The sequence below is a fragment of the Pseudomonas sp. HLS-6 genome, assembly GCF_002753995.1.
In the GTDB taxonomy this organism is placed as follows: domain Bacteria; phylum Pseudomonadota; class Gammaproteobacteria; order Pseudomonadales; family Pseudomonadaceae; genus Aquipseudomonas; species Aquipseudomonas defluvii.
Window position 1 is genome coordinate 4,412,501 of record NZ_CP024478.1, and the last position, 16,909, is coordinate 4,429,409.

General features: G+C 58.1%; 18 protein-coding genes (1 of these 18 only partly in view). 6 read left to right on the forward strand and 12 right to left on the reverse strand.

Features of this window, described 5'->3' with window-relative positions; all coding sequences use genetic code 11:
- The 9 genes from msrQ to mrcB form a co-directional block, all read right to left on the reverse strand.
- Positions 1–49 carry the 5' end (the start) of a protein-methionine-sulfoxide reductase heme-binding subunit MsrQ gene (msrQ, locus tag CS390_RS20750; RefSeq protein ID WP_099775794.1) on the reverse strand. It extends 572 nt beyond the left edge of the window, so the window shows 49 of its 621 coding nt (coding positions 1–49); its start codon is at positions 47–49; the stop codon falls past the left edge of the window.
- On the reverse strand, positions 49–1,062 hold the full coding sequence (msrP, locus tag CS390_RS20755; RefSeq protein ID WP_099775795.1) for a protein-methionine-sulfoxide reductase catalytic subunit MsrP: 1,014 nt from the start codon (positions 1,060–1,062) through the stop codon (positions 49–51). The genes msrQ and msrP overlap by 1 nt, the downstream gene beginning before the upstream one ends.
- Before the next feature lie 63 nt (positions 1,063–1,125).
- Positions 1,126–1,983: a CDP-diacylglycerol--serine O-phosphatidyltransferase gene (gene pssA / locus CS390_RS20760; RefSeq protein ID WP_099775796.1), complete on the reverse strand. Its 858-nt coding sequence runs from the start codon at positions 1,981–1,983 to the stop codon at positions 1,126–1,128.
- 143 nt (positions 1,984–2,126) lie between these two features.
- Positions 2,127–3,143, reverse strand: coding sequence for a ketol-acid reductoisomerase (gene ilvC, locus CS390_RS20765; protein ID WP_065758296.1), 1,017 nt, complete (start codon positions 3,141–3,143; stop codon positions 2,127–2,129).
- 49 nt (positions 3,144–3,192) lie between these two features.
- Positions 3,193–3,684, reverse strand: a complete 492-nt coding sequence (gene ilvN, locus CS390_RS20770) for an acetolactate synthase small subunit (RefSeq protein ID WP_042125802.1) — start codon at positions 3,682–3,684, stop codon at positions 3,193–3,195.
- 2 nt (positions 3,685–3,686) lie between these two features.
- A complete protein-coding gene (locus CS390_RS20775; protein WP_065758302.1) occupies positions 3,687–5,411 on the reverse strand; it encodes an acetolactate synthase 3 large subunit in 1,725 nt (574 codons plus the stop codon).
- A gap of 422 nt (positions 5,412–5,833) precedes the next feature.
- Positions 5,834–6,163, reverse strand: coding sequence for a YqcC family protein (locus tag CS390_RS20780; RefSeq protein WP_099775797.1), 330 nt, complete (start codon positions 6,161–6,163; stop codon positions 5,834–5,836).
- Positions 6,163–6,903: a M48 family metallopeptidase gene (locus CS390_RS20785; protein WP_099775798.1), complete on the reverse strand. Its 741-nt coding sequence runs from the start codon at positions 6,901–6,903 to the stop codon at positions 6,163–6,165. Before CS390_RS20785 ends, CS390_RS20780 begins: the two co-directional genes overlap by 1 nt.
- Before the next feature lie 22 nt (positions 6,904–6,925).
- Positions 6,926–9,247: a penicillin-binding protein 1B gene (gene mrcB, locus CS390_RS20790; protein ID WP_099775800.1), complete on the reverse strand. Its 2,322-nt coding sequence runs from the start codon at positions 9,245–9,247 to the stop codon at positions 6,926–6,928.
- Between the two features lie 117 nt (positions 9,248–9,364).
- Here mrcB and CS390_RS20795 point away from each other — a divergent pair, with 117 nt between their 5' ends.
- The 3 genes from CS390_RS20795 (at position 9,365) to CS390_RS20805 (ending at position 11,809) form a co-directional block, all read left to right on the forward strand.
- Positions 9,365–10,927, forward strand: coding sequence for a bifunctional aminoglycoside phosphotransferase/ATP-binding protein (locus tag CS390_RS20795; RefSeq protein ID WP_099775801.1), 1,563 nt, complete (start codon positions 9,365–9,367; stop codon positions 10,925–10,927).
- Between the two features lie 102 nt (positions 10,928–11,029).
- The gene (locus CS390_RS20800; protein WP_065758291.1) at positions 11,030–11,374 is read left to right on the forward strand and encodes a pentapeptide repeat-containing protein; all 345 of its coding nucleotides are present in this window, start codon (positions 11,030–11,032) and stop codon (positions 11,372–11,374) included.
- Between the two features lie 162 nt (positions 11,375–11,536).
- Positions 11,537–11,809, forward strand: coding sequence for a TfoX/Sxy family protein (locus CS390_RS20805; RefSeq protein ID WP_065758290.1), 273 nt, complete (start codon positions 11,537–11,539; stop codon positions 11,807–11,809).
- 175 nt (positions 11,810–11,984) lie between these two features.
- On the opposite strand, the gene CS390_RS20810 is transcribed toward CS390_RS20805, so the two are convergent.
- Positions 11,985–12,881: a ChaN family lipoprotein gene (locus CS390_RS20810; protein ID WP_099775803.1), complete on the reverse strand. Its 897-nt coding sequence runs from the start codon at positions 12,879–12,881 to the stop codon at positions 11,985–11,987.
- A gap of 152 nt (positions 12,882–13,033) precedes the next feature.
- Between CS390_RS20810 and CS390_RS20815 the strand changes: the two genes are divergently transcribed.
- A complete protein-coding gene (locus tag CS390_RS20815) occupies positions 13,034–13,351 on the forward strand; it encodes a Rieske 2Fe-2S domain-containing protein (protein ID WP_065758301.1) in 318 nt (105 codons plus the stop codon).
- Here the strand turns inward: CS390_RS20815 and sfsA are convergent.
- Together sfsA and CS390_RS20825 are read right to left on the reverse strand one after the other, a co-directional pair.
- Positions 13,341–14,054, reverse strand: a complete 714-nt coding sequence (sfsA, locus tag CS390_RS20820) for a DNA/RNA nuclease SfsA (protein WP_099775805.1) — start codon at positions 14,052–14,054, stop codon at positions 13,341–13,343. The two genes, CS390_RS20815 and sfsA, sit on opposite strands and share 11 nt — an antisense overlap.
- Complete coding sequence (locus CS390_RS20825) at positions 14,054–15,226, reverse strand: pyridoxal phosphate-dependent aminotransferase (RefSeq protein ID WP_099775807.1); 1,173 nt, start codon at positions 15,224–15,226, stop codon at positions 14,054–14,056. The genes sfsA and CS390_RS20825 overlap by 1 nt, the downstream gene beginning before the upstream one ends.
- A gap of 199 nt (positions 15,227–15,425) precedes the next feature.
- Between CS390_RS20825 and dksA the strand changes: the two genes are divergently transcribed.
- Both dksA and gluQRS read left to right on the forward strand, forming a co-directional pair.
- Positions 15,426–15,872, forward strand: a complete 447-nt coding sequence (dksA, locus tag CS390_RS20830) for an RNA polymerase-binding protein DksA (RefSeq protein WP_065758286.1) — start codon at positions 15,426–15,428, stop codon at positions 15,870–15,872.
- A gap of 77 nt (positions 15,873–15,949) precedes the next feature.
- Positions 15,950–16,837, forward strand: a complete 888-nt coding sequence (gluQRS, locus tag CS390_RS20835; RefSeq protein WP_099775809.1) for a tRNA glutamyl-Q(34) synthetase GluQRS — start codon at positions 15,950–15,952, stop codon at positions 16,835–16,837.
- Positions 16,838–16,909 lie beyond the last annotated feature (72 nt).

The window sequence follows — 16,909 nt, forward strand, 5'->3', positions numbered from 1 at the left end:
AAAAACTGGCGAGAACAAAAATACCAAGGCGAAACCATGGGTAGCGCATCAGTAGTTCTTCCTCAGATCAAGGCCACTATAAAGAGAAGCGACTTCCTCTGCGTACCCATTGAACATCTGCGTGTCGCGCACATTCGGACTGAACAGCCCACTCGGCAACCGACGCTCACGCGCCTGCGTCCAGCGTGGATGATCAACCAGAGGGTTCACATTGGCATAAAAGCCGTACTCATCCGGCGCAATGCTTTGCCACGTGGTTTTCGGCTGCTGCTCAACGAGACTGATGCGCACGATCGACTTAATGCTCTTGAAGCCATACTTCCACGGCACCACCAACCTGAGAGGCGCACCATTCTGATTAGGGAGCTCCCGCCCATACATACCAACAGCCAGTATGGCCAACGGATTCATGGCCTCATCCAGACGCAACCCTTCTACATAAGGCCAGTCAATCAAGGCAAAGCCTGAGCGTTGGCCAGGCATGCTTTTCGGATCCTGCAGCGTTTCGAAGCGGATGTAACGCGCTTTGGATGTTGGCTCCACCTGCTTGAGCAGAGCGGACAACGGGACCCCCAACCAGGGGATCACCATCGACCAAGCCTCTACACAGCGCAGCCGATAGATGCGCTCCTCCAACTGATAGGGCTTGATGAAGTCTTCCAACGCATAACGACCGGGCTTTCCGACCTCGCCATCGACTACTACCGTCCAAGGCGCCGTTTTCAGCACAGCCGCGTTTTGCGCCGGGTCTCCTTTATCAGGGCCGAACTCATAGAAGTTGTTGTAGTGGGTTGCATCTTTGAATGGCGTAATGGCCTCGCCTGGCGCCGTCACCGCCTGCCATTGAGTTCCACCAAGTTTCTCGCTGAACCAACCGGGCGCGGAACCGGCATCGACATCCGGGTAACGCGAAACATCGGCGGCACTGGCCAAACGCGGCAGGGCTGAAACAGCCAACGCAGCCAAGGACCCGCCCAGCAGTTGACGACGAGAGACATAGATAGATTCGGGGGTGACCTCTGACGCTTTGCAGTCAGAGGCCTTGGACATCTTGATCAGCATGATGACTCCGTAGAACGGGTGGACTGATGCACCAGTAGACTACGGAGTCTTGCAGAAATTACATCACTCGGCGCCTTTACGCCGACGCATGCGCAACAGGTACTGGATAGGGCCCGAAGCGGCATAAGCAAGGAAAATCAGCAGCAGAATACGTGGCGGATCACTGAAGACCACAGCAAACACGAGCACCACGGCGAGAATCGCCACGAAAGGTACACGCCCCTTCAGGTCGAGTTCCTTGAAGCTGTTGTACTTGATGTTACTGACCATCAGCATGCCGGCGGCAGCAACCAACAGCGCCACCAGGAATGACAGCTTGGAACCCTGGATACCGTAGTCACTGAATGCCCAGACAGTACCGGCTACCACACCCGCCGCAGCCGGGCTGGCCAAACCGATAAAGTAGCGCTTGTCCGCCTTGCCGACCTGGGTATTGAAACGCGCCAGACGCAACGCGGCACCAGCCACATAAATGAAGGCCACCATCCAGCCGACTTTACCCATGTCGCCCAGCGCCCAGCCGAACGCCAGCAATGCCGGGGCCACACCGAAAGCGACCATGTCGGACAGGGAATCGTACTCGGCACCAAAGGCGCTTTGAGTGTTGGTCATGCGCGCAACACGACCATCAAGGCCATCGAGCACCATGGCAACAAAAATGGCGATGGCGGCGAAGGCAAAATACTTGCTCGCTTCGCGAGGATCACCAGCACTCAATGCGCTTTGTGCGCTCATCGAGCTGATGATGGAATAGAAACCGGCAAACAGGTTGGCGGTAGTAAAGAGATTGGGCAGCAGATAGATACCACGATGCCGCACCTTGCGTCCTTCGGCATCATGCCCTTCTTCAACATGCTCATCGATCGGTAGCAGGCTTTCGGCGTCGGAGGCCTTACTGGGCTCTTCTGGACGTTCGCTCATGGACATTACCTTGCAACGGTTTGGAAAGTTTCGGCTGTTGTTTGCAGCGAGAGATCGTGCACACAGTGAGCTTTATACCAGAAGCTGACCCTCTAAACGAAAAAACGCGGCCGAAGCCGCGTTCTTATCGCATCAAGGCAAGATTAGTTCTTGGCTTTGTCTACGATTTTGTTCGCCGCGATCCAAGGCATCATCGAGCGCAGTTGCTCACCGATGACTTCGATACCGTGTGCAGCGTTGTTACGACGACGAGCAGTCATCGATGGGTAGCCAGTGGCACCCTCGCTGATGAACATCTTCGCGTACTCGCCGTCCTGGATGCGCTTCAGAGCGTTGCGCATGGCCTGACGGGACTCAGCGTTGATAACCTCTGGGCCAGTTACGTACTCGCCGTACTCGGCGTTGTTGGAGATCGAGTAGTTCATGTTGGCGATACCGCCTTCGTACATGAGGTCAACGATCAGCTTCAGCTCGTGCAGGCACTCGAAGTAGGCCATTTCTGGCGCGTAGCCAGCTTCAACCAGTGTTTCGAAACCGGCTTTGACCAGCTCAACAGTACCGCCACACAGAACAGCCTGCTCACCGAACAGGTCGGTTTCAGTCTCGTCCTTGAAGGTCGTTTCGATGATGCCGGTACGGCCACCGCCAACGCCTGCGGCGTAGGACAGGGCAACGTTCTTGGCGTTACCGGAAGCGTCCTGGTAGATCGCGATCAGGTCAGGGATACCGCCGCCCTTGACGAACTCGGAACGTACAGTGTGGCCTGGTGCTTTAGGGGCGATCATGATCACGTCCAGGTCAGCACGTGGCACAACCTGGTTGTAGTGAATCGCGAAACCGTGGGAGAACGCCAGGGTAGCGCCCTTCTTCAGGTTAGGCTCGACTTCGCTCTTGTACAGCTGAGACTGGAACTCGTCTGGGGTCAGGATCATGACCAGGTCAGCAGCGGCAACAGCGCTGGCCACGTCAGTGACTTTCAGACCGTGCGCTTCAGCCTTGGCAACAGTAGCCGAGCCTTTACGCAGACCAACGGTAACATCCACACCCGAATCTTTCAGGTTGCACGCTTGGGCGTGACCCTGAGAGCCGTAACCGATGATGGCAACTTTTTTGCCCTGGATGATCGAAAGGTCGCAGTCTTTGTCGTAATAAACTTTCATGAAACACCCCTTATCTCGGCCTTTCGAGGCCATTCGCTAATTTTTTGAGTTAGATGCTAAGAACTTTGTCGCCACGGGCAATGCCGGTGACGCCACTGCGTACGGTTTCGAGAATGGACGCGGTACCGATAGCCTGAATGAAACTGTCCAGTTTGTCGCTGGTACCGGTCAGTTGAACGGTATAGACACTGGCACTGACATCGACGATCTGCCCCCGATAGATATCGGTGGTGCGTTTGATCTCGGCACGCTGTGCGCCCGTGGCCTTGACCTTGACCAGCATCAGTTCACGCTCGATATGCGCGCTTTCTGAGAGGTCGACCAACTTGACCACTTCAACCAGCTTGTTCAGGTTCTTGGTGATCTGCTCGATCACTTCATCATGGCCGACTGTTGTCAGCGTCAGACGCGACAAGGTCGGGTCTTCAGTCGGAGCAACCGTCAGGCTTTCGATGTTGTAGTTGCGCTGGGAGAACAGGCCAACCACGCGCGACAAGGCACCAGGTTCGTTTTCCAACAGCAGGGAAATAATGTGCCGCATGATTAGGTACGCTCCGTCTTGCTCAGCCACATATCGCGCATCGAGCCATCCTTGATTTGCATCGGATAGACGTGCTCGCTGTTGTCGACCTGGATATCGATGAACACCAACCGGTCTTTCATGGCAAAGGCTTCCTCGAGCTTGGGCTTGAGGTCCTTCAGGCTGGTGATGCGGATACCCACATGGCCATAGGCTTCGGCCAACTTGACGAAATCAGGCAGCGATTCCATGTAGGAGTGCGAGTGACGGCTGTTGTAGGCCATGTCCTGCCACTGGCGGACCATGCCCAATACACCGTTGTTCAGGTTGACGATCTTCACCGGCAGGTCGTACTGCAGGCAGGTCGACAACTCCTGAATGTTCATCTGGATACTGCCCTCACCGGTGACACAGGCAACATCCTGGTCAGGGAAGTTCAGCTTGACGCCCATGGCGGCAGGGAAGCCAAAGCCCATGGTGCCCAGGCCACCGGAGTTGATCCAGCGGTTTGGCTTGTTGAAGCGGTAGTACTGCGCCGCGAACATCTGGTGCTGGCCGACATCGGAGGTAACGAAGGCATCGCCTTTGGTCACTTCGCAGAGTGTCTCGATAACGGTCTGTGGCTTGATGACACTGCCATCACCCTTGTCGTAAGGGAACATGCCGCGGTCGCCACGCCACTCTTCGATCTGCTTCCACCAGGCATCCATTGCCGCCTTTTCAGGCTTCTCACCGATTTCCTTGAGGATCGCGACCATCTCGGTCAGAACGCTTTCGACAGGCCCGACAATAGGCACATCGGCCTTGATCATTTTGGAGATCGACGCAGGGTCGATGTCGATATGGATGATCTTGGCGTTCGGGCAGAACTTCGCCGGACCGTTGACGACCCGATCATCGAAACGCGCGCCAACAGCAAGGATCACGTCGGCATGGTGCATCGTCAGGTTGGCGGTGTAACTGCCGTGCATGCCCAGCATGCCGAGGAATTGACGGTCAGTACCCGGATAGCAACCCAGGCCCATCAGGGTATTGGTGACCGGCAGGTTCAGCATCTGCGCCATTTCAGTCAGGGCTGCGGAGCCACCGCCGAGGATGACACCACCACCAGCGTACACAACCGGACGTTTAGCCGAGAGCAGCATTTCTGCGGCTTTGCGGATCTGACCCGAGTGCCCACGAACCGCCGGGCTGTACGAGCGCAGCTTGACCTTCTTCGGATAGACGTACTCGAACTTTTCAGCCGGGTTGGTCATGTCCTTCGGAATGTCGACGACAACCGGGCCTGGACGGCCGGACTGCGCGAGGTAGAAGGCCTTTTTCAGAACTTCAGGGATTTCCGATGCATGCTTGATCATGAAGCTGTGCTTCACGATCGGCCGGGAAATACCGATCATGTCGGTTTCCTGGAAAGCATCCGTACCAACCATGGTGCTAGGCACCTGACCGGAAAGGATGACCATCGGAATGGAGTCCATGTAAGCGGTGGCAATACCGGTAATGGCATTGGTCGCCCCAGGACCGGAGGTCACCAGAACTACACCAGCCTTGCCGGTAGCACGGGCGTAACCATCCGCCATATGGGTTGCAGCCTGCTCATGACGGACCAGAATGTGACTCACTTCCGGTTCTTTGAACAGAGCATCGTAAACATGAAGAAGAGCACCGCCTGGGTACCCATAGATGTGCTTAACGCCTTCGTCACGCAAAAAGCGGACGACCATTTCAGCGCCAGATAAAAGCTCCACGTTGTTCACCTCTAAAACGCCAGAATACCGTCCGATGGGAACGGGTCTTAATAGGTTTACTGCCAAGCAGAGCATGAGCGACGAAATCGCCGACTACGTCAGCACTGACTGAGCAAGTATTGGGAGCGCCCCAGAGTGTTGCGGGGTTTTCCCACCCAGCGCGAGGTAACGCGTTGCGGGGTGTAACAGGTCGGCGCGGGTGTGCGCCTCATGATCTGCTTAGCGGGTCTGCTTCTGGCAGTCCCTCTACAGCGGACTTTGGATTGTTCTGATTCGAACTGCTCAAGTCAAGTGATCTTCGCGGTTAATTCACCATAAGCCACTCTTGAGCAAGCAGAAAAACGTTTGCCTGAGCATCTGAAGCATCAGGCAACGAGCGTGCGGGGCAGACGAAGCTGCCCCGGAAGGAGAAACTCAGGAACTCAGCGAGATGAGCGAATCAGTTCGTCAAACTCGGACAACAGTCGACGCAGCCGCGTACTTTCCTGCACCCGATCCACATAAACCATCTCGGCCATCTCGAGAATACCGGAGGCGTTAGGCAGCGGCAGGTCATGCTCAAGAATCATCTTCATGCGTTGAAGGAAGATCCACTGCAGCCACTGCTCAAAAGACAGCGTATCGACCGCAAAGGGTTCAACACTGGCCAGCGCCTCGGCACTCGGCGCCCTCTCCTCCCACCATCCAAGCGAGCGCAGTTCCTGCTCGATCAACAATAGATGGTCGGCGACTGACGGAACCCGCTTGTCCATTACGAGCTCACCCGCGCTTTCTGACGGGCCAGCGCAGCGCCAGCAGCGTCACCTTGCTTCTCCCGTGACTGGGCGATGATGTCCCACAGCCCGGCTTGCAAATCAGGTCGACCATTGGCATAGGTCAGCGCTCGTCGAGCCAGTTGCTCGGATTGGGCGGCATCCCCTTGGGCCAGGCGCACTTGGGCCAAACGGTAAAGCACTTGCGGCTCACGCGGTGCAATGCGCTGCGCACGCTCCAGGCTGGACGAGGCACCGTTGTAATCACCGCTGCCTTGTTGTTGCTGCGCAGTGGTCAGCAACGCCAGCACCGGACCATCCAGTTGTTCATCTGCGGACAAGCCACCCCCATTGCTGCGCGGGATGCCTGTTGGCGCACTTGGCATGCTGTAACCGCCAGAGCTGATTGATGCGGTCGTCATCGGCTCCGATGTCACCGGGCCTGGCGTAATCGGCCCCGGTGTAATTGGTGCTGCGCTGGTCGACGCCGGGAACGTCTGGATCGGCGCCGCACCAGCCCCCTGCGGCACCATGACGGTTACGGCATCGTTCTGAGGTATTGCTTGAGCCTGACGCGCACCGCTGGCGGCAGCGTTATAGCCACCGCGGCTGGCCGTTACTCGCTCACTGTTAGAAACACGCGTGCCTGACTCGACAACAGGGATCGAACCACGTTGCACGCTGGCACAGCCATTGAGTAGCGCCAGTGCCGTCAAGGCAGGAAACCACCACTTATTCACTTCACACCCTCTTCGCTAGTGCTCAATTCATCCAACCCTTGACCCAGTCCATTACCGATTCGGCTGGCGCGGATTCACCACCACAGGCAGGACCGGGGGGCGGTTCGCTGCCGCGAATATACGGCATCTGGACCGCGCCCGGGCAGCTTGCGTCCGACCCTTGCCCGGAATGGGCATCAACCCAGGCCAGCACCACATTATCTGGCTGCGGCATATCCAGAGGAAGCGGGTCGGCCTTGCGCATGAAACTGGTCCAAACCTGCAATGCGCCGGTGGCCCCCGTGAACGGCGTCTTGCCATTGTCGTCACGCCCCAACCAGACGACTGCCAGCAGGTCCTGACTGAAACCTGCGAACCAACTGTCTCGCGAGTCGTTACTGGTACCGGTCTTGCCGGCCAAAGTCAGAGAGCTTGGCAAGACACTGTAAACCGAACGTCCGGTGCCTTCACGCATGACCCGTTGCATGGCGCTCTGCACCAGATAGATGGAGCCTGGATCAAAACGCTGCTGGATCTGGAACGGGTAGCGCTTGAGTGGCTCACCCTCAGCCGTCAGTACGCTGCGAATACCGCGCATCGGCGTATTGAAACCACCATTGGCCAGGGTCTGGTACATGGTAGCAACCTGCATCGGCGACATGCCGCCCGCCCCCAGCAACATCGACGGGAACGCCGGCCAATCGACTTCGACACCCAAACGGCCAATGGTTTTCAACACATTGGGTACACCCACTTCCAGACCAAGTTTGGCCGTGGAAAGGTTGTAAGAGTTCGCCAGCCCCTGATAGAGGTAGATGGTGCCATGGGATCGCCGATCGTAGTTCTGCGGCTTCCATACCTGGCCGTCGGCACCTTTGACCGAAAAGGGCTCATCCTGGACCCAGCTCGTGAGCGTGTACTGGCTGGGTTTTTCCAACGCGGTCAGGTAGACGGCCGGCTTGACCAGAGAGCCAATCGGCCGAACAGCATCCACAGCACGGTTGAAACCGGCAAAACCGGGCTGGCGACTGCCTATCAGCGCCTGGACCTCACCGGTTTCCGGATTGGTCACCACCATGGCTGCCTCGACTTCATCCGCCCCCTTGCGCCCGGCAAGGCGCTTGAAGGTGTCAGTGACCGATGCCTCCGCCTTCATCTGCAGAATCGGATCGAAGCTGGTAAAGATCCGCAGGCCTTCTTCGGTCAAGTCTTCGTCACGATAGTCCTGACGCAGTTGGCGTTTGACCAGGTCAAGGAAGCCCGGGAAGGAACTGTCGGCCAGGCTGCCACGCTTGGTAACGCCCAACGGCATTTTCTTCGCAGCCTCGACGGCCTCCGGGGTTGCAACGCCCTGCTCGGCCAGCAAGTCGAGCACCAGGTTACGCCGCACCGTTGCACGCTCGGGGTAGCGCCGCGGGTTGTAGTAGGAAGGCCCCTTGACCATGCCCACCAACAACGCGACCTGATGCAGCTTGAGCTCTGACAACGGCTGACTGAAGAAAAACTGGCTGGCAAGACCAAAGCCATGCACCGCGCGCTGACCATCCTGGCCAATGAACACCTCGTTGAGGTAGGCCTCGAGGATCTCGCGCTTGTCGTAATGCAGCTCAAGCAACATCGCCATCAGGGCTTCCGTCAGCTTGCGACTGAGGCTGCGCTCATTGGTCAGGTAGAAGTTCTTGACCAACTGCTGGGTCAGGGTACTGCCACCCTGACGCATGGCACCGGATGAGGTGTTGACCCAGATGGCCCGTGCAATCGACTTGGGCGAAACACCAAAGTGCGAATAGAAGTCGCGGTCTTCCACGGCAACCAGGGTTTCAAGCAGGTACGGGGGCACCTGATCGAGTTTTATCAGGATGCGGTCTTCAAGGTTCTTCGGATACAACCCGCCGATCAGCAGCGGCTCCAGGCGAACCACGGCCAGTTTCGAGCCATTGGCTCCACTCAACCCGGCAACGTAATCGCCCGAGAAACGTACTTGAACCGCCTGGGCCTGCTCCAGACCTTCATAGAACTGGAAGCCACGGGTATTGATATCGACGGTATTACCACTGACAGCAGCGGCACCAGGCCCATTGGCGACGCTCTCGCGCCGATAGCCCAAGGCATCAAGCTCGATAAGGAAGTCGTCCTTGCTGAGTTTCTGGCCGACGAACAGCTCCAGCGGCCGGGCATATACCTTGGCCGGGATCGTCCAGCGCTTGCCAGAGAATTTCTCCTGGACTACCGCATCGAAATAAATCGCAAAGCCCGCGAGCACGACGAGACCGACAAGGCTGAGCTTCAAAGCCCAGCCCAGCAGGGCGCGCGCACGGCCAGAGGGACGTTTTTTGGGGGTACGGGAAGATTGGGTACGAGTCATGGCCGCGGATTATACGCACTTTATTGTTCGTCGACAGGCGCCCTCCGGCGGTTTGCACGGGGGCCGCTTGTCGCCATAATGGGCGCTTAGACTCTTCACGACTCCAAAGGATCGCCCGTGAGCCAAGCCTTGATTGCAGCCCTGCAAAACCCAGCCCTGTACCCTCATCCGGTGAGCGGTTTCCAGGTTATTGAGACACACATTTCCTGGGTTCTGCTCACTGGCGAATTCGCCTACAAAATCAAGAAGCCGATGAACTTCGGCTTCCTCGACTTTACCGAACTGGCCCAGCGCAAGCACTTCTGCAATGAAGAGCTGCGTTTGAACCAGCGCCTGACCCAGGGGCTGTACCTTGACGTACTGCCAATTACCGGAAGCGCCGAAGCCCCACAATTGGGCGGCACAGGCGAGCCGATCGAGTACGCCCTGAAGATGCGTCAGTTCCCGCAGAGCCAGATGCTTAACACGCTGCAGGCCAATGGCGAGCTGACGGCAGAGCATATCGACCAGATGGCCCACCAGATTGCCCAGTTCCACCTGAGCGCACCGCGCGTGGCCGTGGATCACCCGCTGGGCAGCCCGGAAAGCGTGATGGCCCCGGTTGAGCAGAACTTTGAGCAGATACGCCCCTTCCTGAGCGAAAAGGCTGACCTGCAACAACTCGATGCCCTCCAAGCGTGGGCACGCAGCAGCTTCGACCGCCTTCATGGGTTGCTGGAAGCTCGCAAGGCCCAGGGGTTCATTCGTGAGTGCCACGGTGACATCCACCTGGGCAACGCCACCCTGATCGATGGCAAGGTGGTGATCTTCGACTGCATCGAATTCAACGAGCCGTTCCGCCTGACCGATGTCTATGCCGACGCCGCGTTCCTGGCGATGGACCTGGAAGACCGTGGCCTCAAGTCGCTGTCCCGCCGTTTCATCAGCCAGTACCTGGAACTGACCGGCGACTATGAAGGCCTTGAGCTGTTGAACTTCTACAAGGCCTACCGTGCACTGGTGCGTGCCAAGGTTGCCCTGTTCAGCATGCCGGCCAATGCCGACGGCGTGCAGCGTGCCACAACCCTGCGCCAGTACCGCAACTACGCAACCCTGGCAGAGAGCTACAGCGCTATTCCTTCGCGCTTCCTGGCGATTACCCACGGTGTGTCGGCCGTTGGCAAAAGCCATGTCGCCATGCGTTTGGTCGAAGCACTTGGCGCTATCCGCCTGCGCTCGGATGTAGAGCGCAAGCGCCTGTTCGGCGAGCAAACGCCCGAAAATGCAGGCAACTTGCAAGCTGGCATCTACAACCAGGACTCCAGCCAGGCGACCTACGCACGCCTGCATACACTGGCAGGCATTGTCCTGCGTGCAGGCTTTCCGGCTGTCATCGATGCCACCTACCTCAAGCACGCACAACGTCAAACCGCCGCGGGCATTGCGGGTGAAACGGGCGTACCGTTCCTGATACTCGACTGCAATGCACCTGATGCGGTCATCGCAAGCTGGCTCAAGCAGCGTCAGGCCGACCAGAATGACCCGTCCGACGCCACGCTTGAGGTGATAGCCGCACAGAAAGCCAACCGTGACCCATTGAGCGCCGAAGAACTGCTACACAGCAAGCGCGTAGAAACCAACGAAAGCGGCAGTCTCGACGAACTGGTCAAGCAGATTCGGCAAAAACTGCCTGGCTTGTAAGCAACCCCCGGACGTGAAGCAGTCGACACTTCTCGGCAGTGGGTTCGCGCCTCCCAAGTGATGGCACTATAGTGTCATCACAATCACATAAGGAGGCCTACCATGAACCAGCCCCGGCAAATCGACTCTGCGCTGTATGCCTTGGTGCGTAACGAAGAGGTAGCGGCTTTCAATCAGGAAAGGCCGAAAGACGCCAGCATCGATTTTAGTCATGGCGACTTTCGCGGTCTGGACCTGCGCGAATTGGACACCACAGGCATAGATTTCACTGGTGCCTACTTCCGGGCGGCCGACCTGCGTGGCCTGGATCTGCGAAACTGCTCCATGGAAGGCGCCAGCCTGGCCCATGCCCAGATTTCCGGCGTGTACTTTTCACCAGACCTGAGTGCTGACGAAATTCTCATGTCAGTTAATTTCGGAACGCGTCTGCGCTACCGCACACGTTAACAGACTGTAACCCTAGGGCCCGCCGACTCACACTTGACGGGCCATAGGGCGCCGCCGCCCCCCATAAGCGCCAAAATGCCGCTTATTTTCCAACTGCCGCTACACTCCCCTTGGTATGCCTGCGATTCCCCTCGACCCGTTCAGCCGTCGCAAGGAGGCTTGATGAACGACGAACTCCAGCATCTGAAGAATCTTGGCAAGACTTCTGCGCAGTGGTTGCATGCAGTCGGCATTCACAGCGCCTCTGACTTGCGTCGCATGGGCGCGGTCAATGCGTATCAGGCCGTGCGTACTCGTGGCTTCAGGGCATCGAAGGTACTGCTCTATGCCATCGAAGGCGCCTTGCTCGACATGCACTGGAATGACATTCCAGTCGAGCGCAAGGAAGCCCTGAACCAGCAACTCGACGCAAGAGCGCCGCGGAAAAACAACTGAGAGCCGATACAGCAGTTGACATGCAAATGATAATTGTTATTATTGGAACCACTGGCCGCAAGGCTGGTTGGATAAGCTGAAAAGCCTCGGTTCGGGCTCTCAAATTATCTCCTCATCAGGCTAATCACGGTTATTGACCCGGCACATTTTGCCGGGTCTTTTTTTGCCTGCTCACTCAGTGTTTCTTGCGCAAACTCGCGCAGTAGTCCTGAGCCGGCAACGCTGCGGTAAACCAGACATAATCCGCCATGCCCGGCTCAACCACCTCGCCTACCTGGGCCAGCATCAGCACCTGCGGTGCGTCTTGCACGCCAAGGTCAGCCAAGTGCTGCGGCACACCGATATCTTTGCGCACGTGATAGCCGCCCGCGAACAACAGGCTTGGCGTCGGCGCCGCAAGCAAGCGCTCGGCTATTCGTCGGTCACGCTGCTGCTGCACCGCAAGCATCGCTGGCAATTGCGAGTCTGGCAGCAAGCCACAATGGGAGTCGCGTACCTGCTCAAGTAGCGCCTGACGAACAGCCGTTGATGTCGAACGATTTCCAGACAACACCGGCGGCTGTCGATAGATCCGTCCCACTTCATCATCGTCAAGATTGGCGGCCAGCAGTGCATACGGTTGTCTCAGGGCCTCCTCTACGATCGGCCCATACAGGGTCCAATCCCAACCTTTTTGCCAACGCAAAGCCCCGGGTACATCAGCAGGTAATGATGCTTGCTGGCGCACTACCTCGACCCGCGCCTGCTGTACAGGCTGAAGCATCTCCAGTAGCAGGCTACCTTGGGGGCGGTATTGGCCGAGAGCCTTTAACAACCACAACTGCAGCGCATGATGGTCAGGATTATCGTGTTGCTCTCCCACCAGCACACGGGACGCACCCGCCAAGCGAGCGACCAGTTGCTCAGGGCTCAGGACTCGACCACTGGCCAGCTCACGTATCTGCCCCAGCTCAGCATGCCCCAGCCCCTCAGGGCTCTGCCAGGCCGGCAATGGCGGCAGCGCTACGCGGGTCTGGCAGCCTGACAGGCACAGAAGCAGTGCGAGTACGGCATAACACAGCAGTCGGGGCATCAGCAGTTCTCCTCTCGAGCCAGCATCAGCAGGCGACTGCTGGCCAGCGGCGTCGGCTTTCCTAGGGTCAATCTGCACGGTATAAAACGTGCCTCAGGGTTGAACGCTCGTGTCAGTCGAGCCAAGCCCATCATTTTGAGTAAGCCATGCGCATGCACTTCCTTTGCCCGTCCTCCGACCTTCGTGAAGGCCACAGTCGCGGCTTTAGCCTCGACAACACCCACCTGCTCGCCGTTCGCCGGCAGGGTAAGGTCTACCTCTATCGCAACCGCTGCCCCCATCGAGGCATTCCATTGAACTGGCAGGCTGACACGTTTCTCGACAGCAGTGCCCAATTGATCGCCTGCGTGCATCACGGCGCACAGTTTCTGATCGAGTCAGGCGAGTGCGTGGCAGGCCCTTGCGAAGGCGACGCCCTGGAAGCCCTCAACTGCCACGAAGACACCGGGGGCATCTGGCTCACGGATTGATCAGTACCGGCAAGCGACGATCGACTTCAATCTGCTCACCCTCCAGACGCACTCCGTACGCCAGCACTTCCACACCATCCGCAACGGCCTCACGCAGTGCTGCCGCATAAGCAGGGTCGATTTCCTCGGCCGGACGAACCGCATCAACACCACTGAGGTTCACGCAATATAGCTGTACGGCGCGCACACCTTGACGAGCCAATGCGGCGAGCTCACGCAAGTGCTTGGTGCCCCGTTGAGTCACCGAGTCGGGAAACGCTGCAGTAGTCGAATCAGAAAAACCCAATGTCACGCTTTTGACTTCGACATAAGCCGGGCCGTCAGGAAACTCCAGGCGAAAATCCACTCGACTGTTTTCTTCACCGTAAGGCACTTCGCGCCTGAGCGCGCTAAACCCGGCAAGCTCCTTGATCCGCCCGGCATGCAGCGCTTCTTCGACCAGTGCATTGGCGCGCCCCGTATTCACGCACGCCAGCCGTCCCTGAGGCGTTTCGCTGATTTCCCACGTGCCAGGGAGCTTGCGCTTGGGGTCATTGGAGCGGCTGAACCAGACCTTGCCACCCTCGATCATGCAATTGAGCATTGAGCCGGTGTTGGGGCAGTGGATCGTCAGTTGCTCACCACTGGCCAGTTCTATATCTGCCAAGAAGCGTTTGTAGCGACGCAGCAAGCGCGCTTCCTCAAGTGCCGGTGAAAAGCGCATCAGCCTTGCCAACTCCGCAGGCCACGCTCAATTCGCTCTACAGCCTCCTGCAAGCGCGGCATGCTCTGGGTGTAGGCAAAACGCACATGGTGCCCGGCCTGATAGCGCCCGAAATCCAGCCCCGGGGTAAACGCGACATGCTCGGTTTCCAGGAAATGACGGCAGAAAGCGAACGCATCGCCGCCAAACGTGCTGATATCGGCATAGAGATAGAAAGCACCCTGAGGCTCGACTGCGATACCAAACCCCAGCTCACGCAGGGCTGGAAGAAGAAAATCACGTCGCCGACCAAATTCCTCGCGACGCTCTTCTAAAATAGCCAGCGTTTCCGGCTCAAAGCAGGCCAATGCAGCATGCTGAGCCATGCTCGGCGCACTGATGTAAAGATTCTGGGCGAGCTTTTCCAGATCAGCCACGGCTGCGGGAGGTGCGACCAGCCACCCCAGACGCCATCCGGTCATGCCGAAATATTTAGAGAAACTATTCAGGACGAAGGCCTGGTCTTCAACTTCAAGCACGCTCGGCGCGTCCATGCCGTAGGTCAGGCCATGGTAAATTTCGTCTACCACCAGATGCCCGTGACGCTCCCGAACTGCCTGCGCGAGGCTGGCCAGTTGCTCACGGTCGAGCACCGTACCTGTTGGGTTTGCCGGTGAGGCAACCAGTGCACCAACGCTGTCCTGATCCCAGTAACGCTCTACCAGATCAGCGTTCAGTTGGTAGTTGACCTCAGGGCCGACCGGCACCAACTGTGCAGCCCCTTCTACCAGGCGCAGGAAATGCCGATTGCATGGATACCCTGGATCGGCCAGCAACCAGTGCTTACCAGGGTCGACCAGCAAGCTGCTGGCCAGAAGCAGCGCGCCAGAGCCTCCCGGGGTGATCAGGATACGCTGAGGATCAATGCTCAACCCGTAACGCGTGGCATAGAAGCCCGCGATCGCCTCGCGCAATGCCGGGAGGCCACGCGCGGCGGTGTAACGGGTTTCCCCATTGGCAAGCGCCGCCTGCCCCGCCTTGATGATCGGCGCCGCCGTGGTGAAGTCCGGCTCGCCGATTTCCAGATGGATGACGTCATGGCCTGCAGCTTGCAGTTCGTTGGCTCGCGCCAGCAAAGCCATCACATGAAAGGGTTCGATGGCGCGACTACGCGCACTGTAGGGCTGAGCCATTAGCCTTCTCTCAAATGGGGTGTAAACTAAAGATTCTACCCAAGAGCCGGAACTAGCGGGTGGTAAAACCTGCAATCACGGGGAGTAGCATCCCCTGATTCTATCTGGTAAGTTCGGCGGCTCGCAGTCGCAGGGCCGGCGGGCGCCGGAGATGGAGCAGCCTGCGCAATGGATTAGAAGAGTGAGAGGCGGTCAATTCATGCCCACCAACGAAAAGCAACAAAGTAGTCAACTTGTTCGCGGCTTCGAACCCTATAGAGAAACCCAGGGCGAGGAGTACATGGGCAAGCCCATGCGTGCTCACTTCACCGAGCTGCTGAATAAATGGAAGCAGGAGCTCATGGTCAGCGTCGATCAGACCGTGGACCACATGAAAGACGAAGCGGCCAACTTCCCTGACCCGGCCGATCGCGCCAGTCAGGAAGAGGAGTTCGCCCTGGAGCTGCGCAATCGCGACCGCGAGCGCAAGTTGATCAAAAAGATCGACAAGACGCTGCAGCTGATCCAGGACGAAGAATACGGCTGGTGCGAGAACTGCGGCATCGAGATTGGCGTACGCCGCCTGGAAGCCCGCCCTACCGCCGACCTGTGCATCGACTGCAAGACACTGGCGGAAATCAAGGAAAAGCAGGTCGGCAAAGCCTGACCTGAAAAAATGGGGCGCTTATAGCGCCCCATTTCAATTATGGTTGTACGACTTTTCCTGATTACCCGCGCGTTACCATGAACAACCCCAGCTATGTCGGGCGCTTCGCCCCCACCCCCAGCGGTTTTCTTCATTTCGGCTCACTGGTAGCCGCCCTGGCCTCCTACCTGGATGCCCGTGCGGTTGGCGGTCGTTGGCTGCTGCGCATGGAAGACATCGACCCTCCCCGTGAAGCGCCTGGCGCACAGGCAGCTATCCTGCGCACCCTGGAATCATATGGTCTGGAGTGGGATGGCGAGGTGGTTTATCAAAGCCAGCGCCATGATACCTACGCCGAAACGATCCAACGCCTGTTTCAGCAAGGCCTGGCCTATGCCTGCACCTGCTCGCGCAAACAGCTGGAGCCTTATCATGGAATCTACCCAGGCCTGTGCCGGAACCTTGGCCATGATCAGCACGATGCGGCCATCCGTGTACGCGTGCCAGAGCTTGCCTATCACTTCATTGATCGGGTGCAAGGCCGTTTTGAACAACACCTGGGCCGCGAGTCAGGCGACTTCATTATCCGTCGTCGAGATGGGCTGTATGCCTATCAACTGGCCGTGGTGCTAGACGATGCCTGGCAGGGCGTTACCGACATTGTGCGAGGCGCCGACCTGCTCGACTCAACACCACGCCAACTGTATCTTCAGGAGTTACTGGGGTTACGCCAGCCGCGCTACCTGCATGTACCGCTGATTGTGCAACCCGATGGTCATAAGCTGGGCAAATCCTATCGCTCCGCCCCGCTGCCCACAGACCAGGCCACCCCGCTACTGCTACGTGCCCTGCGTGCCCTGGGGCAACCGACCGATCCGGCTCAGGCGTACGCCACCCCGCAAGAGGTGCTGACACATGCTTGCCGGCACTGGAACGTCGACGCAATCCCCAAAAGCATGACCCTGGCCGAGGCAACGCTGCGCTGAAGCCTTGCCGAACGCAAGAAAGCCCAATAGATTCAATTCCTTGGGGCAGAATGCGAAGTCCATTTGCAGCCT